The following is a 22,160-nucleotide window of genomic DNA, read 5'->3' on the forward strand; positions in this document are numbered from 1 at the left end:
CTCGCCGAGCTTGGCGAAATCGGCCGAGAGGATCGAGGGGGCGATGCGGATGGGGTGGGTCATGGCCGGGGGTTTAACGCCCTGAGCCGCCTGCCGCAATCGCGAAACCGGGCTAATACAACCTCGTCATGCTCGGGCTTGACCCGAGCATCTCACGACACGGAGGCTCCCGCGCCGGCGCCTGCAAGAGATTCTCGGGTCAAGCCCGAGAAGGACGCCCTGAATATTCAGGCGCTCCGTCCCTGCCGCATCGCCACCGGAAAGGACAGCCTGCGGTCCGCTTCCGCCATCTCCGCCACCACCTGCGCGAAGGCCGGGCGCAGCTTCAGCCGTGCATACCACTCCGCCAGTCCGGGATAGCCGTCGAGCGACGGCCCGCCAAGGCGGCGAATGAAGAGCACACCCATGAACAGTGAGATATCGGCCAGCGACAACCGACCGCCGAAGAACGGACGCCCTGCCAGCTTCTGCTCCAGCACGTCGTAATGACGCAGCAACCCCTCCTCGGCGATCAGCGCATCCGCCTCCTGGGCGATGCGCCGGTCGCGATCCGGCGAAGGCGGCTCGGTGCGATGCATCAGGGGCTTCAGGGCCTGGAACAGGATCTCGTCGCCATAGAGTTCGTCGAGCCGGCAGCGCGCCCGCTCGACCGGCGTATCCGGCATCAGTTTCGGCTCGGGATAGGCCTCGTCGAGATATTCGTTGATCACGGTGGAATCGTAGAGGACGAGCCCGCAATCCGTCAGCACCGGCACCTGTCGCTTCGGATTGAGCGCCAGCACTTCCGGATGCCGCGGGTCGTAGCCCGTCGTCTGGTTGAACGGCACCACGATGCGCTGGAAGGCGAGGCCCTTCTCGGTCAGTGCGATCTCGACCTTGCGCGAGAACAGGCTCAACGGCCCGGAATAGAGGGTGATCATGGCGCGGCTCTCCTGCGACGGGGAAAGCCTCGCAAGCCCCTGCGTCAACGCCCGTCAGCAGCCTCCCGGCGTCGAATCCGGGCCGCGATGCCGCCGAGCAGCCAAGGCAGCAGGTAGATCGGGAACTGCGCCAGCGCGAAATAGAGGAAGGTCGTCGGTGAGACGCCCGCCCCCAGCGCTGCCACCAGCAGGCCCATGTTCCGCTGCCCGGTGCCGTAGCCGATCATGAAGCGCTCGGAGGCCGGCAACAGCCGCAGGACCAGCCAGCTCGACACCAGACCAGCGGCAGAGACGGCAAAGACGCATCCCAGCACGAACAGAACGAGCCTGGGATTGTCGAGCGCGGCCTTGGTCACGCCGTCCATCGCTGCGATGGCGAAGATGAAATACATCAGCACGCCGAAGCCATCGAGATTGGCCTTCATCGCCTTGATCCGGGCAAGGCCGAGCCAGAGCCGGATTGCGGTCGCCACCGCCATGCCGCCGCCGATGAAGATCAGGAGGCGCAGCGTCAGCGCCCAGCGGTCGAGCGGCACCGCCGCCCCCGCCAGCAGCTCGACGAGGATCGGCGCGACGATCGGGCTGACGATCGTGGTCAGGATCACGCTGGCGATGATCAGCGAGGGCTCGAAGCCGTAGAGGATCGCCACCGCTGGCGAGGACATGATCGGCGGCGCCGCCCCCATGATGGCGAGGCCGAGCACGATGCCCGGATCGAGGTTCTCGCGCCCGATCAGCAGGAGCGCTGCGCCGATGAGCAGCACCGGCCCGGCGACGAGCCAGAGGCAGCTCGCAGCGAGCTTGGCCGGACGCCGCAGCAGCCCGAGTGTGACGCCCCTATCGAGCCGCATGAACACGACCGTGGTGAAGCAGAAGATCGTGATCGGCAACGCCGGCCGCGCCATCGCCGAGAATTGCGGGAGCGCGAGACCCAGGAAGATCGAGAGCGCGAAGCCTTGCGTGCCATGGCGACCGAGCCACGCGAGCGCAGCAGCGAGAAAGGCGGCGGGATGCATCGGCTGGGCTCTGGAATCGCTGTCGAAACAGACGCAGACTGACTGACGGTGCGCACAGCGTCACCTGCCGAGGGAGCAGGGCGGTCCTGCGCCGGCATAAAATTGCGCACTTATCTCCCAATCATAGCTCACAGCTGGCACTTTCGATAAGTTGGCGCAGAAATTGCGAAAGATTACGCGAATGGGCGCAAAATTCGGTCGCAGCGCTGACAAGCCCACCTAAACCGGTATTTTCAGGCGAAACGGGTTGCCAGGAGCAGGTTATGAAGGTGGATACGATCGTTCTCGGCGCCGGTATCGTCGGCATCTCGGTCGCGCTTCATCTCCAGAAGGCCGGGCGTGCCACCTTGCTGGTCGACCGGCGCGCTCCGGGTGAGGAAACGAGCTACGGCAATGCCGGCCTGATCCAGCGCGAGGGTGTCTACCCCTACGGCTTTCCGCATGATTTCGGCGCGCTCTTCCGCTACGCGATGAACAACACCATCGACGCGTCCTATCATTGGAGCGCTATCCCGAAGCTCGCCCCCTTCCTGTTCTCCTACTGGATGCATTCGCGCGCCTCGCAGCACGAGGCGATCGCCCATAAATACGCCAAGCTGATCGAGCATTGCGTCACCGAGCACGACGCGCTCGCGCAGGAGGCCGGCGCCACCAATCTGCTGCGCCGCGACGGCTGGATGAAGGTTTTCCGCACCGAGAAGGAGCGCGACACACGCCTCGCCGAGGCCGCCCGCTGGAACAGCGAGTTCGGCCTGAATTACCGCGCGCTCGACATGGCGGCCCTCAAGGCCGAGGAGCCGCATCTCGACCATGGCAGCCTGATCGGCGGCCTGCACTGGACCGACCCGACGACGGTCGTCGACCCGCTCGGCCTGTCCATGGCCTATGTCACGCTGTTCGAGAAGCTCGGCGGCAAGCTCGCCATCGGCGATGCGGGCACGCTCACGCAGAACGGCGCCGGCTGGACCGTCACCCTCGCCGACGGCACCACCGCCGAGGCGAAGGACGTCGTCGTCGCGCTCGGCCCCTGGGCGGACGTACTCAGCAAGAAGCTCGGCTATCACCTGCCGCTCGCGGTCAAGCGCGGCTACCACATGCATTACAAGCCGCAGGGCAATGCCGTTCTCAACCACCCGGTGCTCGACACCGAGCGCGGCTATTTCCTCGCCCCGATGCTGCAGGGCATCCGCCTGACCACCGGCGCCGAGTTCGCCGATCGCGATGCGCCCAAGACCCCGGTGCAGCTCGCCCGCGCCGAGCCGATCGCCAAGCAGCTCTTCCCGCTCGGCGAGCGCGTCGATGCCGAACCCTGGCTCGGTCGCCGCCCCTGCACGCCGGACATGATGCCGATCATTGGCCCGGCGCCGAAGCACAAGGGCCTGTGGTTCTCCTTCGGCCATGCCCATCACGGCCTGACGCTCGCCGCCGTCACCGGCCGGATGATCGCGGAAATGGTGACGGGCCAGAAGGTCTTCGTCGACCCGAAGCCGTTTGCGGCGGCGCGTTTTTCATAAAGCACTTGTCATCCCGTGCGCGCTGCAGCGTGAAACGCTGCTGCGCAGACACGGGACCGTCTCCCGAAAGAGGCGCCTTCTCATCGCGCGATCCCGCATCTGCGCAGCAGCACTATCGTGCCGCAGCGCTTGCGGGATGACACCTTTACGTGCGGGATGACACAGTGACAGCGCCCGCGGGATGACCGACCTGCGTCCCGCCCCCTCGCCTCCTGCCCCGCACCCTGCCACGATCCCGCTCCCGATTCCCGACCGAGACCCCGCCATGGCCCTCGCCAAACCACCCGTCCAGGACAATGCCTATGCCGCCGCGCTCGCGCTGCTCGACCGTGTGCCGCTGATCGATGGCCATAACGACCTGCCCTATGTCATCCGCAAGGACGCCAAGGCGAAGGGTGATGTCGCGACCTACGGCCTCGACAAGGTCCATGAAGAGGGCGACACCGACATCCCGCGCATGCAGGCCGGCAAGATGGCCGCACAGTTCTTCGCGGCCTATGTCCCGCCGAAGCAGGCCAAGCCCGCCGGCTTCGCGCTCGCGCAGATCGCGCTGATGCGCGATATCCTCAAGCGCCACGCCAACGTCTTCCGCCCCGGCCTCTCGGCTGCCGATGTCGAGGCCGCCAAGGCCGAGGGGCGCATCGCCCTGTTCATGACCATCGAGAACGGCTCGGCGCTCGACGGCGAACTCGACTCGCTCGACGCGTACTATGACCTCGGCGTGCGCCTGATGACGCTCTGCCACAACGACACCACCGACTGGTGCGATTCCGCCACCGACGCCCCGCGCCATAATGGCCTCACTGGCTTCGGCAAGGACGTGCTGCGCCGGATGAACAAGCTCGGCATGGTGATCGATCTCGCCCATGTCGCGCCCAAGGTGATGCATGACGCGCTCGACGTCTCCAGCGCCCCGCTGGTCTGGTCGCATTCCAACGCCTTCACGCTCTGCGACCACCCGCGTAACGTCCCCGACGACGTACTCGACCGCGTTGCCGGCAATGGCGGCGTGGTGATGGCGACCTTCGTGCCCGACTTCATCAGCCAGGCCTCGCGCGACTGGCATCGCCCGGCCAAGGACCAGTACGGCAAGACGCCCGAGGGCATGGACAGCGCCAAGGCTGAGGCCGAGATCACCGCCAAGTCCGGACCGCGCCCGAAGGCGACGCTTCCCCAGTATTGCGACCATGTCGAATATCTCGCGAAGCGCATCGGCCACGACCATATCGGCATCGGCTCGGACTTCTTCGGCTGGGTCAATCCGGACGGGCTGGAGGACACCACGACCTTCCCGTCGGTGATCGCCGAACTCATCCGCCGCGGCTGGTCAGAGGAGAACCTGACCAAGCTCGCCGGCGGCAACATGCTGCGCGTACTGCGTGCGGTCGAGAAGGCCGCGAGCTGAGCGCTCCACAACTCGTCATGGTCGGGCTTGTCCCGACCATCCACGTCTTTGCTTGTCGGGCGTGGGTTCAAGACGTGGATGCTCGCCACGAGGGCGAGCATGACGTATGAGCTTGCCGAATGCGCCCGACCATCCAGGGCGCGATGCAAGCCTCATCGCAAAGACAAGACCTGATTTCTCATGACCGGTTCCGGTACCGACCGCACCCGCCCGGCCGTCCAGGCCCCTGCCCCGATCGTCATCCTGGTCGAGCCGCAGCTCGCCGAGAATATCGGCATGTGCGCCCGCGCCATGGCGAATTTCGGCCTCTCCGAGATGCGCCTCGTTGCCCCGCGCGACGGCTGGCCGAGCGGCGGCGGCCTCAAGAAGGGCGCGACCGCGGCGGCCTCCGGCGCGACGCATATCCTGGAGAACGCCCGGCTCTTCGACAGCGCGGCCGAGGCCATCGCCGATCTGAACCATGTCCTGGCGACGACCGCCCGCGAGCGTGGCCAGATGAAGCGCGTGCTGACCCCGGCCGAGGCGATGCCGGAGGTCGCCGGCCGCATCGGCTCCGGCGAGCGCGTCGGCATCCTGTTCGGGCGCGAGCGCATCGGCCTGACCAACGAAGAGATCAGTCTCGCCGATGCGATCCTGACCTTCCCGGTCAATCCCGCCTTCGCCTCGCTGAACCTCGCCCAGGCCGTCCTGCTCAACGGCTATGAATGGTTCAAGACGACGGGTGGCGAAGCGCCCTTCCGCGAGAACAACCCCTCCCCGCCAGCCAAGCGCGAGATGATCCTGTCGATGTTCGACTATCTCGAAGCCGAGCTCGACCTCTGCGGCTTCTTCCCGGCCGGCAAGAAGCCTGTGATGACCGCGAACCTGCGCGACATCCTGCACCGGCTCGACATGACCGAGCAGGAAGCCCGGACGCTGCGCGGCGTCTTCAAGTCGCTGGTCGAGGGGCCGAAGAAGGCCAAGCTCCTGGCGCGGCAGGCGGGCGAGGCCGAGGACTGAATCCCGCCGTCCTTGGGCTCGCAACGAGCATTTCCTTCCGAAGGATCCAGACGTCATTGCGAGGAGCGAAGCGACGAAGCAATCCAGGAGGACTGGGTCGAGCCGTTCCATCCAGTCTTCCTGGATTGCTTCGCTGCGCTCGCAATGACGGTGGAGACTCGGGGGCTCGACGCGGGCAGGCTTCCCAAATCTGCGCTCCGCTTCGCCTGAAAATGACGGCACCTCTTTCGCAACAAAAAAAGCCGGCCCCGAAGGGCCGGCTGGTCTGGTCGGGGGGTCTCGAAACGCCCGGTCAGAATTGGTACTTCATCGTCGCCTTCACCGTGCGGCCGGGCTCGCTGTAATAGTCGCGGGCCTGGGCCAGAACCCCGGTCGGGACGTTGACGGCGTCGAAATACTTGCGATCGAAGATATTGTAGACGCCGACTTGGAATTCAAGGTCCGCGATCTGCGGCATCGGGCGCCACCAGGCCGAGGCATTGAAGATCGCATAGCCCGGCGCCCGGAAACCCTGGGCCGAACCCGTCGTCGCCGCGACATCGTCACGCTTGCCGGCGAGCTTGGTCGAAACCTCCGCGCCCCAGGTCTCCGTCCCATAAGCGATGGCGACGATGCCCTGCATCGGCGGGATCGAGTTCAGGAAGGTATTGTCGCTCTTGTTCATGCCACGGGTATAGGCAAAGGAGCCGCGCACCAGCCAGTTCGGCGCAAAGGCATACTGGCCGTTGATCTCGACGCCCTGGATCTCCGCCTTGGGAATATTGCGGAACGTCGTGATGCCGCCCTGCGGATACAGCCCGCCGACACCCGGCGCCTGGGACTGGTAGGTGTCGATGAAGTTCCGGTAGTTGCTGCGGAAATAGGTGATCGAGCCACCGAGCTGCTTGTCGCCGAAGCGGACGCCAACATCGATGCCGTTGCCGATTTCAGGCCGCAGCGTCGGGTTGCCCGCGCGCAGATAGGTGGAAGGCCCGCCGAAGCGGCCGTAGAGCTCGTCGGCCGTCGGCGCCCGGAAGCTCTTGGCCCATTGCGCGAAGACGGTGACGTCCTTCACCATGGGGGCGTTCTTCAGGATGTCGTATTCGAGCCGGACGCGCGGCGACCAGGCGTTGTCGCTCGATGACGGCGGCAGGCCGACCGGGCGGGAACCGCTATTGGTATAGGCCGGCGTGTTCTGCGGCGCTTCCTCGTACCAGTCGAAACGCACGCCTGGCGTCACGCGCAGGCGATTGTCGAGCATGCCGATCTCGTCATGCAGATAGAGGCCGACAAGCTTGCCATCGACCTTCGGCTGGTCGGACTGGTTGGTGAAGAGATTGTTGCAGGTGGCGAACGCGCCGGTGAACGAGCCGGACGCCGGACGCGCCGGGCAATTGTCGAGACCAGCCGAATATTGCTCCAGCGACGACATGCGCAGTTCGGTGCCGGCCGTCAGGCGGTGCGTGAGCGCCCCGGTCTGGAAGTTCTTGATGACGTGGCCGTTGAAGCCATAGGCACTTTGCTCATTCTCGTTGTCGCGGATGTAGGGGCCGACGATGCTGGTATAGCGATAGGCGCGAGCCAGGTCGTTACGCTTCAGGCGCTGCCAGTACGCGACTGCGTGGGCCTCGTCGAAGAACGAGCCCGGCACGACATAGTCATAGCTCAGCGAGACGCGGTTGCGCTCGACATCCTCACCGGTCTGATAGGAGCCGGGGCGGAAATTGCCGGTCAGCGAAACCGTGCTGGTGCGGGTCTGCACCCGGTCGGCGCGCTTGAAGAATTCGCCCTGGATGCCGAAACGATGATCGCCGACCTGCTGGTAGATCTTGGCGAGGACGTTGTACTGGTTGAAATCGCTCGGGTTCGGCGCGGTACGCGTCGCGCCAATCGCCTTGTAGTTGCCCTTGTTGTCGATCTCGTGCCCGTCGCGGAAGCCGCCCTGAAACAGGACGGAGGTGTTGCCCATCTTGGCCGCCACGGCCGCGCTGCCGAACCAGGCCCGGTCAGTGCTGTCATAACCGGTCTTGGTCAGCACCCCGTAATTGCGCCCATTGCGGATCAGGTCCTCGGGGTCGAGCGTGCGCACCGCCAGCGCGCCGCCCAGTGCCCCACTGCCCAGCGTGCTCCCGCCGCTGCCGCCGCGTAGCAGGTCGAGCGTCGAGAGGGAATCGAAGTCGAAGGCGGCCCCGATGCCGCGACCATTGACGCGCGTATCGGTCGTGAAGGGCTGGCGGATACCGTCGATCGTCGTCAGCACGCGCGCGCCATCAAGGCCGCGGATGTTGAGCGAATTGGTCTGGCGGTTGAAGGTGATGCCGGCTTCGACCCGGTTGGACAGGTCGGTCAGGCTCTGGACCTGCTGACGGTCGAGCTCCTGGCGCGTCGTGCGTGTCGTCGTCGGCCCGTTGAGCAGCGCCCCGCCGGGCACGCCTTCGCCCTGCACGTTGATCTGGTCGAGAACGACCGGCGCCTCATTGGCCACCGGCGCCGGCGTGGTCGTCGCCCTTCGTCCCTGCTGTTGCGCTTCCGCGGAAGAAGCCAGAAGCACCAGCATCAGGCTTCCAAGCGCCACGCCGCCGCGCAGCTGGCCGGAAAGAGTCTCCATAGCCCCAAGTCCCGTCCTTGCCGCCGGCATTGAAACCCGAACGGCAATTTAAAATGAGTAAAAAGAAGAGCCTATACATTCACGTCAGGCAAAGAGACGGATATTCACCGCAATAATGCATGTCAATTTCGAATATTACAGAACGAAAACAATAGATTCCTTCTAAATAATAAATATTCTAAATTAGAAATACATTGGACCCGCAAACCGTTCGGAATCTCCGCTCCCGACCTCGTGATCGGCGAAGGCCGGCAAGCGGCCGTCGCGCCATTGCAATGCCGCCTTCCGTGCACATGCTCCTGTCATGAGTCCCAGTCATTCCGGGTTGAACCGTCGCAAGCTGCTGACCGGAGGCGGCGCCATGGGCGCGAGCTTTGCCATTGCCGGGCGGGCGGCCGCAGCGACGGACACCGACGTCGTCGTGATCGGCGCCGGTGCTGCCGGCATCGCCGCGGCGCAGGCTCTTCGTGCCGCCGGGCGGCAGGCTGTCGTGCTCGAAGCCCGTAGCCGCGTCGGCGGGCGCGCCTTCACCGATGCCTCGCTCGGCCCGATCTATGACGCGGGCGCGATGTTCATCCATTGGGCCGAGCGCAACCCTTGGGTTCAGATCGCCAAAGACCTCGGCATCGCGACACCCAACGAATCCTGGGGAAGCGGCTTCAAGGTTTTTGCCGACGGCCAGCCGATGGCGGAGCCGGAACGCCGCCGTCGCCGCAGCGCATTCGGCCAGATCGACCGCCGGCTGGAGACGATCGATCTCAGCCTGCGCGACATGTCGGTCGCCGAATTGCTGGCCGATCTCGGCCCGGAAATGGCTCCGGTCGCGGCGTCCGGCCTGCTGCTCTCGATCGGCGAGGAATCGAGCCGCATCTCCGCACGCGACTACCAGCGGCTCTGGTCGGGAGACGATCTCGTCGTCCCCTCCGGCTACGGCAATCTCGTCGCGCGTTCGGCCACTGGGCTCGATATCCGCCTGAACGAGCCGGTCGAAACGATTCGCTGGGACGGGCCGGGCGTCACGGTCACCACGCGCTCGGGAACGCTGCGGGCCAATGCCTGCATCGTCACCGTTCCGGTCGGCGTGCTGAAAGCCGGCACGATCCGTTTCATCCCGGAATTGCCGGCCGCGACGCGCGACGCTCTCGCCGGCCTGCACATGGGCGCGCTGACCAAGATCGCGCTCAAGGTCGAGGGCGACCGCTTCGGCATCACGCCGGGCGCGAGCTTCCTCGAAGCGGCCGCCCCCGAACGCCTGATGAATCTCGACATGTTCCCAGGCGGCCAGGACATCGTCATCGGCTATTGCGGCGGCGACTATGCCCGCAAGCTCTCGGAAGCCGGCACCGAGGAGGCCCGCGCCCATCTCGTCGACCTCCTGATGAAGATGGTCGGCTCGGATTTCCGCAAGGCGGTGAAGGCCGTCTCCTTCCCCGCCTGGTGGATCGACCCTTTCGCGCGCGGCTCCTACTCGATCTGCGATCCCGGCCACGAGACGGCGCGCGACGCTCTCGCCCAACCGATCGGGAACCGCCTCTTCATCGCCGGCGAGGCGACGGCGGGCGGTGGCGCGATGACGGTCGGTGGCGCGACGCTCGCCGGCCGGGCTGCGGCTGCCGCGCTCACCCGCCTGAAGGTTTGACGGCTATCGGGCCGCGCTCGGCCGAAACGCCAGTTCATAGAGCACGCACGCCTCGGCGAGCGCGAGGCCCGAGCCATGCAGGCTGCCGCCGAGCGCACCGACCCAGCGGGTGTGAAACCGGTTGAAGCGGCAGATCGCGGCGACGGCGGTCTCGGTGGTTTCCATGGCCCGCCTCCATCCCGAGGCCGGTCCATTTCATGGACATGGTCAACTAAATTTCGAGACAGCGGCTGAACGCGTCATTGACCATCCCTTAACCGGTCTCTGGCGGAGTCGAGCTTTGAACTCCCTTGGCACCACCATGCAAGTCGATCTCCTCGCCGGCACGGGCTATCGCCCCTTCACGATCCCCCGCCCCCAGCCGACCATCCTCGTCTTCGATTCGGGCCTCGGCGGCCTCACCGTGCTTGGGCGCACGACCCAGGCCTGCCCCGGCGCCCATATCGTCTATGCCGCCGACGATGCCGGCTTCCCCTATGGCCGGCTGAGCGAGAACGCACTCATCATCCGCGTCCTCGCGGTGATGGAACGCCTCGTCGCCCGCTTCCATCCCGATCTCGTGGTCATCGCCTGCAACACCGCCTCGACCCTGGTCCTGCCGGCGCTCAGGGCGCGCTTCGCCATCCCCTTCATCGGCACCGTCCCCGCGATCAAACCGGCGGCGGCCGCGACCCGCAGCGGCATGATCTCGGTGCTGGCGACGCCCGGTACGGTAGCGCGCGACTACACCCGCGAACTGATCGAGACCTATGCGGCCAGCCGCCGCGTCACGCTCGTCGGCGCGACGCGCCTCGCCGGCCTCGCCGAGCAGGCGCTGAAGGGTGAGGCCGTCGACGACGCGGTCCTCGCCACCGAGATCGCCCCCTGCTTCGTCGAGGCTGACGGCCGCCGCACCGATGTCGTCACGCTGTCCTGCACGCATTATCCCCTGCTGCTGGAGCGGATGAAGCGGCTCGCACCCTGGCCGGTCGAATGGATCGATCCGGCCCCTGCGATCGCGCGCCGCGTCGCCGATCTCCTGTCGAGCGCCCGGCAACCCGGCCTCGCCTGCCGCGATGCCGCGGCGGTCTTCACCGACGGCGTCGGCCTGACCGGTCCCTTGCGCATCGCGCTGGCCGGCTACGGCCTGGCGCAGGTCGTCATCGAGCCCATGCCGCTGGCCAATTGACGGAACCTGGGGCACACCCTGGGCGTTCCAATGCTGGCGACCACCGCAGAGGAACCAGATTCATGAGAAAGCTGCTCTTGCTGTTCGCGCTTGTCGCCGGCTTCGCCTTCGCCGGTGCCGGAGCCAGCACGGAAGCGCAGGCGAAGCCCCATGGCTGGAACAAGGGCCACGGACATCACGGCTATTACCGCCAGGGCCCGCGCCGCCATTACGGCTGGAATCGCGGTCATCACTATGGCTGGTACAAGCACCGTCCGCGCCACTACTATTATGATCGCCCCTACGGCTACTGGCGCTGAGATCGGCTTTTCGGCTGCACGGAATTGACTCGAAGCCGGCTTTCCGTCATACGCCCTTTCGTCGCGCGGCTCCTCACGGGGCCGCGTGGCTTTTTCCGCACCCGTGATCCGCTCTTCTTCGGAAGCTGGATCTGTCGCCCCGGTGCATCGGACCGAAAAGTGGCTTCCACTTTTCGGGTGAATCCGATGCAGAGAAATGGGCAGCTTGCGAAAGCTGCCTGGGAGCAGGAGGGCGCGGTCCTCAACTCGCGAACCTGAGAGGACACGCGACATGTCGAAGCGCCATGAGGCAAAGTACAAGATTGACCGCCGCCTCGGTCAGAACATCTGGGGCCGCCCGAAGTCCCCGGTCAACCGTCGTGAATACGGCCCCGGCCAGCACGGCCAGCGCCGCAAGGGCAAGCCGTCCGACTTCGGCACGCAGCTGCGCGCCAAGCAGAAGCTGAAAGGCTATTACGGCTCGATCTCCGAGAAGCAGTTCCGCCGCTACTACGCCGAGGCGATCCGCCTCAAGGGCGACTCGGGCGAGAACCTCATCGGCCTGCTCGAGCGCCGTCTGGATGCGGTGATCTACCGCGCCAAGTTCGTGCCGACCGTCTTCGCGGCCCGCCAGTTCGTCAACCACGGCCACATCACCGTGAACGGCAAGCGCGTCAACATCGCCTCCTATCAGGTCAAGCCGGGCGATGTGATCGCGGTCAAGGAGAGCTCGCGCCAGCTCGCCATCGTCATCGAGTCGGCCACGCTCGCCGAGCGCGATGTGCCGGACTACATCGACGCCGACCACAGCAAGTCTTCGGCCACCTACACCCGCACCCCGACCCTGTCGGACGTGCCCTACGCGGTGCAGATGGAGCCGAACCTGGTCATCGAGTTCTACTCGCGCTGACGAAATACGCGGCCGCTGCGGCGACCTGCGAAGCTGAAATCAAGAGGGTGGCGGACTTGTCCGCCACCCTTTTTTATTCGACCCTTATCCTAAGCTGGCAGAATTAAAGACGTCTCTCGCTGCGGAGGTGGCTGTGACGAGCAGGACGAAAGCGGCAATAGGGGCAGCTCTGCTGGCTCCCGCTATCCCATGCGCGCTGCTGTTTTGTATCTTTTATCAGCGCCATCTGGGCACGTTAGATCTTTATCTTTCAGCGGCGGCTGCTTTCAGCATGAGTTACGCCGTGACGATGATCGGCGGCATTCCTTGGCACCTCGGTGGGGCTAACCGCCGCCTTCCAGGATACATTCTTGTATCCCTAATCGCCTTGACATCGATCTCGTTCACGTCGGTTGTCTTCACGCAGACGATCTTACGTTGGCCTCTCGATCCATCCGAGAGCACCGATCTATCGACCGCCCTGTACGGCGCTGTCTTGCTAACCGCGCTTTATGCGCCCGTGACGATGCTGACGGCCTGGCTCTTTCGCTCACTAGCTCTTTGGCTGGAAGGCAAAGGAAAACAGCGAGGCCCCGTTCAGGCCATCAGATGACATCTTGCGCCGCCCGAAACGGAGATCAGCCCCACCGATAATGAGCCGTGTTTCCTGAAGGCCGCCGAGCTTCGCTCCAACCTCAGAGATGCGAGCCGACCTCGTGGCGGAAGAAGTAGCAGCCCACGCCCAGGCAGCCGATCAGGATCGACAGCGCGTAGGGCCCGAACAGGCAGACGATGAAGACGGAGCCGATGAAGGCCCGCATCGCCCAGCATGACCATGTCTGCTTCATGGCTCACCTCTCGCATCGCAATTACTGACAAAGCGTAAACGGCAAGCCGTGAATCCAACCTGAATCGATATGGTAAACCACGGAAATCCCATTGAATTCCAAGTGTTAGGATTTTTGGCGAAACCGGGGCGGGATCGCCTCCCCGTTCCTATCGGCCGCGCCGTAGCGTAACCTTCTCCTTCCGGGAGAGGAGATTCGCATGAAAAAGATTCTGCTGACGGCTTTTGCCGTGTGCTGCATGGCCGGCGCCGCCCAGGCGCAGAGCTGCAACCTTCAGGCTTCCGACAAGAAGCTCGCCGGTGCTGCCAAGACCAGCTTCCTGACCAAGTGCGAGAAGGACGCCGGCGCTGCCTGCGACAAGCAGGCCGCCGACAAGAAGCTGGCAGGCGCCGCCAAGACCAGCTTCACCAAGAAATGCGTTTCGGACGCGGTCGGCGGCTGAAAGCCGGCACTGTCCTTGCAACTGCCCTTGCAACATGAAAAGAGCCACGCCCTGCGGAAGCCGGGCGTGGCTCGATTTATATGTCGATCAGGCTGAAGCCGGAACTCAATCGTCGCTCTGGTCGCCTCGATCCTGCCAGGACCTGCGCCAGCCGCGGTCGCCACGTCCACCGCGACCGCCACGGTCCTCGTCATGCCAGCTGCCTCGCCCGGCGTGCATCTCGCGGAAGTGCTCGCGCCCTTCCGCCATCGCCTCGCGAACCGAACGGCGCAGCACCGTCTTCTGCTCGTCGCTGAGCGTGGTCCAGAGCGGGCGCACGGCATCGGCGAGTTCCTTTGAACGCGCCGCCCGCTCGCCCTGCCGGGTGGCGGCGGCATCGAGCCGCTCCATCAGGTCGGCATGGCGCAACGCCTCGCGGCGCTCGCGCATCGCGTTCCAGCGTTCGCCACGCTCGGCGGTGCGCTGCCTGATCAGCCCTTCCACCTTGTCGAAGAGCGCGGTCTGTTCCGGCTTGAGCTTGAGATCGGCGCGCACCTTCGCCAGGCGCTCGTCGAGCCGGGCCTTGGCGCGCTCGGCCCGGCGCTCGCGCCACTCGTCGCGGCGCTGGTCGCGGCTTTCCGTCCGCTCCTGCTTCTGGTCTCCACCTGCTGGCGGAACCGGCTGCGGCTGCGCCAGGGCGAAGCTGCCGGCAAGCATCGCGATCGATGATGCGGCGATGAGAGCGATGGGTTTCACGGGCAATCTCCCTTGAAGCAGTGCGGTAGAAGCGTCGCGCAGCGGGTCTCGAAGCCGATAGGCGATGACACCAGCCTGACCTCGCCGGCCTGACCCGGCAATGGCCAGCGCATGAAAAGATCGTAATGTAGCGACAACGCGGCCAGTGCGATTCGGTTCGCCTTCAGGTTTCCTCATGCGCAATCTCATCACCGATGTCCGCGGCCTGCTGGTCGGCCAGGCGCATGACGTCACGGCTGCGACAGGCGTGACCGCGGCCATCTTCGAGCGCCCGACCATCGCCTCGGCTGCCGTGCTCGGCGGCGCGCCCGGCACCCGCGACACCGCACTGCTTGTTCCGGAAATGACGGTCGAGCATGTCGACGCCGTCGTGCTCTCCGGCGGTTCGGCCTGGGGCCTCGGCGCCGCGGACGGCGTGATGCGCTGGCTGGCGCAGGAAGGGCGCGGCTTCCCAGTCGGCCCGTTTCGGGTCCCGATCGTCCCGCAGGCGATCCTGTTCGATCTGATGAACGGCGGTGAGAAGCCCTGGGCGCGCGGCGAAGGCGAAACGCCCTATGCCCAACTGGGCGCCGAGGCTGCGGCGGCCGCTGCCGCCGAATTCGCTCTCGGAACCGCCGGTGCCGGCTTCGGCGCGACCACCGCCAATCTGAAAGGCGGTCTCGGCTCGGCGAGCGCGCGCGCAGCGACGGGGCAGATCGTCGGCGCGCTCGTCGCGGTCAATGCCGTCGGCAGCGCCACGATCGGCGATGGCCCGCATTTCTGGGCCTCGCCCTACGAACGCGACCGGGAGTTCGGCGGCCTCGGCTGGCCCGCCACGATCGCGCCTCACGACACGGCCCTGCGCTTCAAGGGCGGCACCGGCCAGAACACCACGATCGCCCTCGTCGCGACCGATGCCGTCTTGACCAAGCCGCAGGCCCGCCGCCTCGCGCTCGCGGCCCATGACGGGCTGGCGCGCGCCCTGCGCCCTGCCCATGCTCCGCTCGACGGCGATATCGTCTTCGCCGCGGCGACCGGCTACAGCGGCGCGCCTTCCGATGCCTTCGCGATGACGGAGCTCTGCGCCACGGCCGCCGACGTGCTCGCCCGTGCCATCGCACGCGGCGTCCACGCGGCGACGGCCCTTCCCTTCCCCAAGACCAAACCCGCCTGGCAGGATCGCTTCAGCACCTGAATCCAATATTCGAAATATACCGCAACGTTAGAAAAGCAATTTACCAAGCATAAAGCCGCGCACCGTAACCTGCCCGTCTAGGTTTTGATCTTATGATCGGACAACCAGGGGGCCTCATGCGCGAGATCGGCTTCGGTTTGACCTGCGGCATCGCGATGGCGGTCGGCGCGCTCCTGATCGCAGCTTGGCCCGTGCCGGGACGGCCGATGGCCGCCTTCTTCCCTGTCGGGACCGCCACGATCGACATCGCACAGGCCATCAGCGGTGCGAGCGGCAGCCTCCTTCAGATCGATTCCGGCTCCGCCGTCGCCTTCACCATGGGAGACCGCGACGGCTTTGTTTCAGCACTCTATGGCGCGGGAGCCTGGCTCGTCATCGATGCCGCCTTCGCCAGACTCTGTACCGGAAGCGCCGCGGAGAGCGACCGATGAAAGACGTCGCACGCTTTCGCGAACGCTTTTCCCATTGCCTGATCGCGATCCTGTGGGCGAATGCCGCCGTTCTGGCGTTCTGGACGCCATCCGCCTCGCGGCTGAACACTCCCGGCCTCGTGCTGGCAGGCTTCGCGCTCGCCCTGCTCGGGACGATGGTCTGGCGGATCGACCGCACCGGTTGGGTGACACGTCAGATTTCGAGCATCGCAACCATGGGCCAGGTGATGCTGCTGGTCTATGCCTATGCCGGGCATCCCTACCAGGCCGACATGCACATGTATTTCTTCGCCATGCTGGCGGTGCTCGCCGGCTGGCTGGACTGGCGCATCTTCATTCCCGCGACGCTTGCCATCGTGCTGCATCATCTCGCCTTCAGCCTGCTCATGCCCGGCGGCGTCTTCCTTAACGGCAACCAGATCGACCGGGTGCTGTTGCACGGCCTGATCGTCGCCGTGCAGTCGGTGGCGCTGAGCTGGCTGGTCTGGTCGCTGCGGCATTCGCTGGAGGTCTCGGAGCATGAACGCCACAAGGCCGATGCCGCGCGTGCAGCCGCCGACGAAGCACGCCGCAATCTCGCCGAAACCATGGAGCGGGGCGCGCAGGTTCGCCGCCAGGTCCTGCACACCGTCGCCGACGATTTCGAGCGCGAGATCGCCGTCATCGCACGGGACGTGATCGCTTCCGTACAATCCCTCCGCATCGCCTCGCAGCAGATGAAAACGGGCGCGCTCGAGGTATCCGAGCGCTCCAGTGCGGCGTCGGCATCCTCGCGCCAGACCTCCTCGAACGTCGTCGCCGTCACGCAAGGCACGGCGGAACTGGCGAGTTCCTTTGCCGAGGTCGACCGGCAGGTCGCCGAGACCACGCGCGTCGTCGGCGAGACGACGCGACAGGCCCAGGCCGTGCTCGATACCATCGGCGAATTGTCGCGCAAGGCCGGCCAGATCGGCGACATCACCGATGCGATCTCGGCGATCGCCAAGCATACCAACCTGCTGGCGCTGAACGCATCGATCGAGGCCGCCCGCCTCGGCCGCTCAGGCGGCGGCTTCACCGTCGTCGCGCAGGAGATCAAGTCGCTCGCCAACCAGACCTGGCGCGCGACGGAGGAAATCCAGAGCCAGATCGGTGCGATCCGCGACTCCAGTTCCGAGGCGATCGGCGCGATCGACGCCATGAACACGACCGTCGGCTCGCTCAACCAGATCTCGGGCAATGTCGCGACCGTCGTCGAGCAGCAGAACGCCGCGGCCGCCGGCATCGCCCAGATCATCCGGCGCGCGGCGGACGAGACCATCTTCGCCGCCGGCCATATCGACATCGTCAGCCGTATCGCAGCGGAAACCGACGAAGCGGCCAGCCATGTCGCCGAATCCGCCGACACGCTCTCACGCCAGTCCGCGCATCTCGACAACGAGGTCGCCCAGTTCCTCGGCCGGATCCGCGCCGCCTGATCGCCGGTTTCCCTGTCGGCTGCGAATGCGCTATGGCGTGGCCATGTCCACTGACGATTTCCTCGCCCGTTTCGGCTCGCCCGGCGCCAGCCAGCCGGATCCGGTCGCCGCTGCCCAGCAGGCGATGCGCAACGCCTTGCCCGCGCGCTTCTACAAGCAGGCCGACGTTCTGGAGCGCGACGGCCTCTTCCATGTCGCCCTCGACGGCAAGACAGCGCGGACCCCGGCCCGCAGGCCGCTCGCCGTCGCGTCTCGTCCGGTCGCCGAAGCCCTTGCCGCCGAATGGCAGGCGCAGGCCGAGCGAATCGACCCCGCACAGATGCCATTGACCCGCCTCGTCAATTCCGCGCTCGACGGCGTCGAGAACCAGCAGGAGGCCGTGCGCGCCGAGATCGTCCGCTACGCCGGCTCCGATGCGCTCTGCTACCGGGCCGGTGAACCCGAAGCGCTTGTCGAGCGGCAGAACCAGGTCTGGCAGCCGATCCTCGGCGAGATCGAGGCCTTGATCGGCGCCCGCTTCCTGCTGGCCGAAGGCATCGTCTTCGCTGAACAACCGCAAGAGACGCTCGCCGCCGTCGCCCGCCACGTCGCGAAAATCCCCGCCCCGCTCGCTCTCGCCGGCGCCCATAACGTCATGACGCTGACCGGCTCGGCCATCCTCACGCTCGCGCTGGCGAACGGTCAGATCGATCCGGATGCCGCGTGGGACGCCGCCCATCTCGACGAGGACTACCAGATCGGGATCTGGGGCCAGGACGAGGAGGCGGCCGAGCGCCGCGTCATCAGACGCCGCGAATTCGATGCAGCCGTCCTGCTGCTGAAGGGCTAGGCCCGATGGCGATGGGACCCGCGGCGACATCTCCCGATGCTTACGTCGCGGCGCTTACCGGCTGGTAGCGCAGTCTCGTCGAACAATTGCGGCGGGATGTCCGCGCCGCCGCCCCGCCCGACGAGCGGATCAAATGGACCCATCTCGTCTACTTCTCCAATGGCCCGCTGCTGCTGATCCGCGCCGAGGAAAAGCGCGTCCTCTTTGGCTTCTGGCGGGGCAAGCGCCTGCGCGAGATTGCGCCGCGCCTCAAGGCCGGCGGCAAATACGAGCTGGCGACCTGGGAATTACGCGAGGGCGACAGCGTCGACGCCGTGCTGGTGACGAAGCTGGTTCAGGAAGCCGTCCGGCTGAATGACGAGCTTGGCGATCCGGCCGCGCGTTCCGCATGATTGCGGTTCCGGCTTCAGCAAACGTCGTAATGGACTCATGCGCGATGGCCGCTTAAGCCGGCTTTCGAGACGCGATTTCCGGCCGGGAGCCTGCCGCCATGAAGGACATCCTCGAACAGCTCGAAACCCGCCGCGAGGGCGCCCGCAAGGGTGGCGGCGAGCGCCGCATCGAGGCGCAGCACAAGCGCGGCAAGCTGACGGCGCGCGAGCGCATAGAACTCCTGCTCGACAAGGACTCCTTCGAGGAGTTCGACATGTTCGTGCAGCATCGCTGCGTCGATTTCGGCATGGACAAGGCCGAGAAGATCCCCGGCGACGGCGTCGTCACCGGCTGGGGCACGGTCAACGGCCGCACCGTCTTCGTCTTCTCGAAGGACTTCACCGTCTTCGGCGGCTCGCTCTCCGAGACGCATGCGCAGAAGATCATCAAGATCCAGGACATGGCGCTGAAGATGCGCGCGCCCATCGTCGGCCTGTTCGACGCCGGCGGCGCCCGCATCCAGGAGGGCGTCGCCGCGCTCGGCGGCTATGGCGAAGTCTTCAAGCGGAACGTTCAGGCTTCCGGCGTCATTCCGCAGATCTCGGTGATCATGGGCCCCTGCGCCGGCGGCGACGTCTATTCCCCGGCCATGACCGATTTCATCTTCATGGTCCGCGACACCTCCTACATGTTCGTGACCGGCCCGGAGGTGGTGAAGACCGTCACCAACGAAACCGTGACCTCGGAGGAACTCGGCGGCGCCAAGGTCCATACCTCGAAGTCCTCGGTCGCCGACGGCTCCTTCGAGAACGATGTCGAGGCGCTGCTGCAGGTGCGCCGCCTGCTCGACTTCCTGCCGGCCAACAACACGGCCGGCGTGCCGGAATGGCCCTCCTTCGACGTGCCCGACCGCGTCGACATGAGCCTCGACACGCTCGTCCCGGACAATCCGAACAAGCCCTACGACATCAAGGAGCTGATCCTGAAAACGGTCGACGAGGGCGACTTCTTCGAGATCCAGGGATCTTACGCCGGCAATATCGTCACCGGCTTCGGCCGCATCGAGGGCCGCACCGTCGGCATCGTCGCCAACCAGCCGATGGTGCTGGCCGGCGTGCTCGACTCAGACGCCTCGCGCAAGGCCGCCCGCTTCGTGCGCTATTGCGACGCCTTCGAGATCCCGATCGTCTCGCTGGTCGACGTCCCCGGCTTTCTGCCCGGCACGGCGCAGGAATATGGCGGGCTGATCAAGCACGGCGCCAAGCTGCTCTTCGCCTATAGCGAATGCACCGTGCCGCTGGTCACGATCATCACGCGCAAGGCCTTCGGCGGCGCCTATGACGTGATGGCCTCGAAGCATATCGGCGCCGACGTCAACTATGCCTGGCCGACAGCGCAGATCGCTGTGATGGGCGCCAAGGGCGCGGTCGAGATCATCTTCCGCGGCGGCGATGCCGAGACGATCGCCGGCCAGACCAAGGAATACGAGGACCGCTTCATGTCCCCCTTCGTCGCGGCCGAGCGCGGCTATATCGACGAAGTCATCATGCCGCACTCGACGCGGCGCCGCATCGCCCGCGCGCTCGCCATGCTCCGCACCAAGAGCGTCGAGCGTCCCTGGCGCAAGCACGACAACATTCCGCTCTGAGCGGAAGGTCTACGACCAGCGCTTGAACACGGCGCTGGCATTCACCCCGCCGAAACCGAAGCCGTTCGAGATGGCATGCTCCATCGCGAGCGGCCGCGCGACCTTCGCCACGAGGTCGAGCCCGGCCGCCGCCTCGTCCGGATTCTCGAGGTTGAGCGTCGGCGGGGCGATCTGGTCGCGCAGCGTCAGGATCGTGAAGATCGCCTCCAGCCCGCCGGCCGCGCCGAGCAGATGGCCGGTGGCCGATTTCGTCGCACTGATCGCGATGCCGCCCTCGGAGCCGAACACCGCCTTGATCGCGGCAAGTTCGCCGCGGTCGCCGACCGGGGTCGAGGTCGAATGGGCGTTGAGATGGGCGACATCGGCCGGCTGAAGCCCGGCCTGCTTCAGCGCGGTCTCCATGGCGCGCCGGGCGCCCGAGCCGTCCTCGGGGCCGGAAGTGATGTGATAGGCATCGGCGCTGGTGCCGTAGCCGGTCAATTCGGCCAGGATCGTGGCGCCGCGCGCCTGCGCATGCTCCAGCGCCTCGATCACCAGCAGGCCCGCGCCCTCGCCCATGACGAATCCGTCGCGGTCCCGGTCGAAGGGCCGCGAAGCCTTTTCCGGCTCGTCGTTGAAGCCGGTCGAAAGCGCACGGGCCGCCGCGAAACCGCCAAGCGCGACGAGATCGACGCAGGCCTCGGTGCCGCCGCAGAGCGCGATATCGACCTCGCCCGCCCGGATCAGGCGCGCCGCATCGCCGATCGCCTGCACGCCGGCGGCGCAGGCGGTGACCGGTGCGCCGATCGGCCCCTTGAAGCCATGCTCGATAGAGACATGGCCGGCGGCCAGATTGACCAGGAAGGATGGAATCGTGAAGGGCGAGAGTCGCCGCGCCCCGCGTTGGTCGACGGTCCGCACCGCCTCGGCGATCGCCGGGAAGCCGCCGATGCCGGATGCGATCACCGTCGCTGTGCGTTCGCGCTCGGCCTCGTTTTGCGGCTGCCAGCCGGCCTGCGCCAGCGCCTCCTTGGCGGCGACCAGCGCGAACTGGATGAAGCGGTCCATCTTGCGCTGGTCCTTCGGCGCGATCACCGCATCGGGATCGAACCCACCTTCGGCATCCTCGGCCTTCGACGGCACGATGCCTGCGACCTTGGCCGGTAGCGTCTCGACGACCGCGTCCGGCAGGCGGCGCAGACCGGAACGCCCGGCCAGCAGGCGCTGCCAGGCGATCTCGGTTCCGCAGCCGAGCGGCGAGACGACGCCCATTCCGGTGACGACGATACGGCGCATGGAAAGCTCCTATTCGCGAGAAGCCGGCACAGCCGCATCCCGCGCCACCACGATGGCGAGGCGTTGCAACATGCCGGGACTGGCCTGTGGGCCGGCGATGACGGTGACATTGTCGGAATTCACGGGCTGCAAGGTCTCAGCATCGGCATAGGCCGGCACGACCGCTCGCCCGCTCTCGCGATCGGCGAGCAGCAGGGCTTGCCCTTCCGGCGCGAGATGTCGGTTGCCGAAGGCGACCAGCGCCGCAACGACCGGGAAGAAGTCCCTACCCCTCTCCGCCAGCACGTATTCGTAGCGCTTCGGCCGCTCGCTATAGAGCCGTCGCTCGAACAGCCCGGCTTCGGTGAGGTGCTTCAGGCGCCGCGCCAGCATATTCGGCGCGATGCCGAGGCTGCGCTGGAACTCGTCGAAGCGGGTGAAGCCCTGCAACGCATCGCGCAGGATCAGGATGCTCCACCACTCGCCCACGGCCTCGACGGCGCGGGCGCAGGGACATTCGGCAAGCGGGGAGAGCCGGGGCTGCATGCGCTCCAG

At 66.2% G+C, this 22,160-nt stretch carries 22 protein-coding genes and 1 pseudogene; 15 read left to right on the top strand and 8 right to left on the bottom strand.

All coding sequences use genetic code 11. The features are described 5' to 3' along the window. Positions 1–227: 227 nt before the first annotated feature. Both Q0Q02_RS13630 and Q0Q02_RS13635 read right to left on the bottom strand, forming a co-directional pair. Positions 228–920 carry a glutathione S-transferase family protein gene (locus Q0Q02_RS13630; RefSeq protein WP_293810249.1) on the bottom strand — a complete coding sequence of 231 codons (693 nt, stop codon included), beginning with the start codon at positions 918–920 and terminating at the stop codon, positions 228–230. A gap of 44 nt (positions 921–964) precedes the next feature. Beyond that, positions 965–1,936 carry a hypothetical protein gene (locus tag Q0Q02_RS13635; RefSeq protein ID WP_293810251.1) on the bottom strand — a complete coding sequence of 324 codons (972 nt, stop codon included), beginning with the start codon at positions 1,934–1,936 and terminating at the stop codon, positions 965–967. Positions 1,937–2,199: 263 nt separating this feature from the next. Here Q0Q02_RS13635 and Q0Q02_RS13640 point away from each other — a divergent pair, with 263 nt between their 5' ends. The 3 genes from Q0Q02_RS13640 (at position 2,200) to Q0Q02_RS13650 (ending at position 5,854) form a co-directional block, all read left to right on the top strand. Continuing rightward, positions 2,200–3,450, top strand: coding sequence for an FAD-binding oxidoreductase (locus Q0Q02_RS13640; RefSeq protein WP_293810253.1), 1,251 nt, complete (start codon positions 2,200–2,202; stop codon positions 3,448–3,450). A 265-nt stretch (positions 3,451–3,715) separates the two neighbouring features. After that, positions 3,716–4,855 carry a dipeptidase gene (locus Q0Q02_RS13645; RefSeq protein WP_293810255.1) on the top strand — a complete coding sequence of 380 codons (1,140 nt, stop codon included), beginning with the start codon at positions 3,716–3,718 and terminating at the stop codon, positions 4,853–4,855. Positions 4,856–5,035: 180 nt separating this feature from the next. Beyond that, on the top strand, positions 5,036–5,854 hold the full coding sequence (locus tag Q0Q02_RS13650; RefSeq protein WP_293810256.1) for an RNA methyltransferase: 819 nt from the start codon (positions 5,036–5,038) through the stop codon (positions 5,852–5,854). Positions 5,855–6,146: 292 nt separating this feature from the next. On the opposite strand, the gene Q0Q02_RS13655 is transcribed toward Q0Q02_RS13650, so the two are convergent. After that, the gene (locus tag Q0Q02_RS13655) at positions 6,147–8,441 is read right to left on the bottom strand and encodes a TonB-dependent hemoglobin/transferrin/lactoferrin family receptor (RefSeq protein WP_293810258.1); all 2,295 of its coding nucleotides are present in this window, start codon (positions 8,439–8,441) and stop codon (positions 6,147–6,149) included. Positions 8,442–8,802: 361 nt separating this feature from the next. Here Q0Q02_RS13655 and Q0Q02_RS13660 point away from each other — a divergent pair, with 361 nt between their 5' ends. Further along, complete coding sequence (locus Q0Q02_RS13660) at positions 8,803–10,080, top strand: NAD(P)/FAD-dependent oxidoreductase (protein WP_293810260.1); 1,278 nt, start codon at positions 8,803–8,805, stop codon at positions 10,078–10,080. A gap of 3 nt (positions 10,081–10,083) precedes the next feature. Here Q0Q02_RS13660 and Q0Q02_RS13665 read toward each other — a convergent pair whose 3' ends face one another. After that, complete coding sequence (locus Q0Q02_RS13665; RefSeq protein WP_293810262.1) at positions 10,084–10,245, bottom strand: hypothetical protein; 162 nt, start codon at positions 10,243–10,245, stop codon at positions 10,084–10,086. A 136-nt stretch (positions 10,246–10,381) separates the two neighbouring features. Here Q0Q02_RS13665 and murI point away from each other — a divergent pair, with 136 nt between their 5' ends. The 4 genes from murI to Q0Q02_RS13685 all read left to right on the top strand — a co-directional run bounded on the left by murI (position 10,382) and on the right by Q0Q02_RS13685 (position 13,028). Beyond that, complete coding sequence (gene murI, locus Q0Q02_RS13670; protein ID WP_293810264.1) at positions 10,382–11,248, top strand: glutamate racemase; 867 nt, start codon at positions 10,382–10,384, stop codon at positions 11,246–11,248. Between the two features lie 62 nt (positions 11,249–11,310). After that, a complete protein-coding gene (locus Q0Q02_RS13675; protein WP_293810266.1) occupies positions 11,311–11,547 on the top strand; it encodes a hypothetical protein in 237 nt (78 codons plus the stop codon). A gap of 271 nt (positions 11,548–11,818) precedes the next feature. After that, entirely contained in the window at positions 11,819–12,436 is a 618-nt protein-coding gene (gene rpsD / locus Q0Q02_RS13680) for a 30S ribosomal protein S4 (RefSeq protein WP_293810268.1), read from the top strand. Positions 12,437–12,569: 133 nt separating this feature from the next. Continuing rightward, a complete protein-coding gene (locus Q0Q02_RS13685; protein ID WP_293810270.1) occupies positions 12,570–13,028 on the top strand; it encodes a hypothetical protein in 459 nt (152 codons plus the stop codon). 82 nt (positions 13,029–13,110) lie between these two features. On the opposite strand, the gene Q0Q02_RS13690 is transcribed toward Q0Q02_RS13685, so the two are convergent. Next, a complete protein-coding gene (locus Q0Q02_RS13690; protein WP_199085883.1) occupies positions 13,111–13,263 on the bottom strand; it encodes a hypothetical protein in 153 nt (50 codons plus the stop codon). Between the two features lie 199 nt (positions 13,264–13,462). Here Q0Q02_RS13690 and Q0Q02_RS13695 point away from each other — a divergent pair, with 199 nt between their 5' ends. Further along, positions 13,463–13,705, top strand: coding sequence for a hypothetical protein (locus Q0Q02_RS13695; RefSeq protein ID WP_265060088.1), 243 nt, complete (start codon positions 13,463–13,465; stop codon positions 13,703–13,705). A 105-nt stretch (positions 13,706–13,810) separates the two neighbouring features. Here Q0Q02_RS13695 and Q0Q02_RS13700 read toward each other — a convergent pair whose 3' ends face one another. Further along, positions 13,811–14,440 (bottom strand): Spy/CpxP family protein refolding chaperone, encoded by a 630-nt coding sequence (locus Q0Q02_RS13700; RefSeq protein WP_293810273.1) that lies wholly within the window; start codon positions 14,438–14,440, stop codon positions 13,811–13,813. Between the two features lie 175 nt (positions 14,441–14,615). Between Q0Q02_RS13700 and Q0Q02_RS13705 the strand changes: the two genes are divergently transcribed. From Q0Q02_RS13705 to Q0Q02_RS13730, 6 genes and pseudogenes are all read left to right on the top strand, one after another. Beyond that, positions 14,616–15,614 (top strand): P1 family peptidase, encoded by a 999-nt coding sequence (locus Q0Q02_RS13705; protein WP_293810274.1) that lies wholly within the window; start codon positions 14,616–14,618, stop codon positions 15,612–15,614. Positions 15,615–15,730: 116 nt separating this feature from the next. After that, a complete protein-coding gene (locus Q0Q02_RS13710) occupies positions 15,731–16,045 on the top strand; it encodes a hypothetical protein (protein ID WP_293810276.1) in 315 nt (104 codons plus the stop codon). Beyond that, a complete protein-coding gene (locus Q0Q02_RS13715) occupies positions 16,042–17,502 on the top strand; it encodes a methyl-accepting chemotaxis protein (RefSeq protein ID WP_293810277.1) in 1,461 nt (486 codons plus the stop codon). The genes Q0Q02_RS13710 and Q0Q02_RS13715 overlap by 4 nt, the downstream gene beginning before the upstream one ends. A 43-nt stretch (positions 17,503–17,545) precedes the next feature. Next, entirely contained in the window at positions 17,546–18,331 is a 786-nt protein-coding gene (locus Q0Q02_RS13720) for an ATP12 family protein (RefSeq protein ID WP_293810279.1), read from the top strand. Positions 18,332–18,411: 80 nt separating this feature from the next. Beyond that, a pseudogene (locus Q0Q02_RS13725) lies at positions 18,412–18,723 on the top strand (DUF1801 domain-containing protein); the annotation flags it as partial. 98 nt (positions 18,724–18,821) lie between these two features. Next, positions 18,822–20,351 carry an acyl-CoA carboxylase subunit beta gene (locus Q0Q02_RS13730; RefSeq protein WP_293810281.1) on the top strand — a complete coding sequence of 510 codons (1,530 nt, stop codon included), beginning with the start codon at positions 18,822–18,824 and terminating at the stop codon, positions 20,349–20,351. A 9-nt stretch (positions 20,352–20,360) separates the two neighbouring features. Here the strand turns inward: Q0Q02_RS13730 and fabF are convergent, their stop codons facing one another. Together fabF and Q0Q02_RS13740 are read right to left on the bottom strand one after the other, a co-directional pair. Then, entirely contained in the window at positions 20,361–21,626 is a 1,266-nt protein-coding gene (gene fabF / locus Q0Q02_RS13735; protein ID WP_293810283.1) for a beta-ketoacyl-ACP synthase II, read from the bottom strand. A gap of 9 nt (positions 21,627–21,635) precedes the next feature. After that, entirely contained in the window at positions 21,636–22,151 is a 516-nt protein-coding gene (locus Q0Q02_RS13740; protein ID WP_293810285.1) for a helix-turn-helix domain-containing protein, read from the bottom strand. Positions 22,152–22,160: the final 9 nt, after the last annotated feature.

Source organism: uncultured Allobosea sp., assembly GCF_945956895.1.
Lineage (GTDB): Bacteria > Pseudomonadota > Alphaproteobacteria > Rhizobiales > Beijerinckiaceae > Allobosea.

Bases quoted from the DNA above. Each gene is read 5' to 3' on its own strand.
- Q0Q02_RS13630 (WP_293810249.1), bottom strand. From the start codon at position 920: ATGATCACCCTCTATTCCGGGCCGTTGAGCCTGTTCTCGCGCAAGGTC.
- Q0Q02_RS13635 (WP_293810251.1), bottom strand. From the start codon at position 1,936: ATGCATCCCGCCGCCTTTCTCGCTGCTGCGCTCGCGTGGCTCGGTCGC.
- Q0Q02_RS13640 (WP_293810253.1), top strand. From the start codon at position 2,200: ATGAAGGTGGATACGATCGTTCTCGGCGCCGGTATCGTCGGCATCTCG.
- Q0Q02_RS13645 (WP_293810255.1), top strand. From the start codon at position 3,716: ATGGCCCTCGCCAAACCACCCGTCCAGGACAATGCCTATGCCGCCGCG.
- Q0Q02_RS13650 (WP_293810256.1), top strand. From the start codon at position 5,036: ATGACCGGTTCCGGTACCGACCGCACCCGCCCGGCCGTCCAGGCCCCT.
- Q0Q02_RS13655 (WP_293810258.1), bottom strand. From the start codon at position 8,441: ATGGAGACTCTTTCCGGCCAGCTGCGCGGCGGCGTGGCGCTTGGAAGC.
- Q0Q02_RS13660 (WP_293810260.1), top strand. From the start codon at position 8,803: ATGGGCGCGAGCTTTGCCATTGCCGGGCGGGCGGCCGCAGCGACGGAC.
- Q0Q02_RS13665 (WP_293810262.1), bottom strand. From the start codon at position 10,245: ATGGAAACCACCGAGACCGCCGTCGCCGCGATCTGCCGCTTCAACCGG.
- murI (WP_293810264.1), top strand. From the start codon at position 10,382: ATGCAAGTCGATCTCCTCGCCGGCACGGGCTATCGCCCCTTCACGATC.
- Q0Q02_RS13675 (WP_293810266.1), top strand. From the start codon at position 11,311: ATGAGAAAGCTGCTCTTGCTGTTCGCGCTTGTCGCCGGCTTCGCCTTC.
- rpsD (WP_293810268.1), top strand. From the start codon at position 11,819: ATGTCGAAGCGCCATGAGGCAAAGTACAAGATTGACCGCCGCCTCGGT.
- Q0Q02_RS13690 (WP_199085883.1), bottom strand. From the start codon at position 13,263: ATGAAGCAGACATGGTCATGCTGGGCGATGCGGGCCTTCATCGGCTCC.
- Q0Q02_RS13695 (WP_265060088.1), top strand. From the start codon at position 13,463: ATGAAAAAGATTCTGCTGACGGCTTTTGCCGTGTGCTGCATGGCCGGC.
- Q0Q02_RS13705 (WP_293810274.1), top strand. From the start codon at position 14,616: ATGCGCAATCTCATCACCGATGTCCGCGGCCTGCTGGTCGGCCAGGCG.
- Q0Q02_RS13710 (WP_293810276.1), top strand. From the start codon at position 15,731: ATGCGCGAGATCGGCTTCGGTTTGACCTGCGGCATCGCGATGGCGGTC.
- Q0Q02_RS13715 (WP_293810277.1), top strand. From the start codon at position 16,042: ATGAAAGACGTCGCACGCTTTCGCGAACGCTTTTCCCATTGCCTGATC.
- Q0Q02_RS13720 (WP_293810279.1), top strand. From the start codon at position 17,546: ATGTCCACTGACGATTTCCTCGCCCGTTTCGGCTCGCCCGGCGCCAGC.
- Q0Q02_RS13730 (WP_293810281.1), top strand. From the start codon at position 18,822: ATGAAGGACATCCTCGAACAGCTCGAAACCCGCCGCGAGGGCGCCCGC.
- fabF (WP_293810283.1), bottom strand. From the start codon at position 21,626: ATGCGCCGTATCGTCGTCACCGGAATGGGCGTCGTCTCGCCGCTCGGC.
- Q0Q02_RS13740 (WP_293810285.1), bottom strand. From the start codon at position 22,151: ATGCAGCCCCGGCTCTCCCCGCTTGCCGAATGTCCCTGCGCCCGCGCC.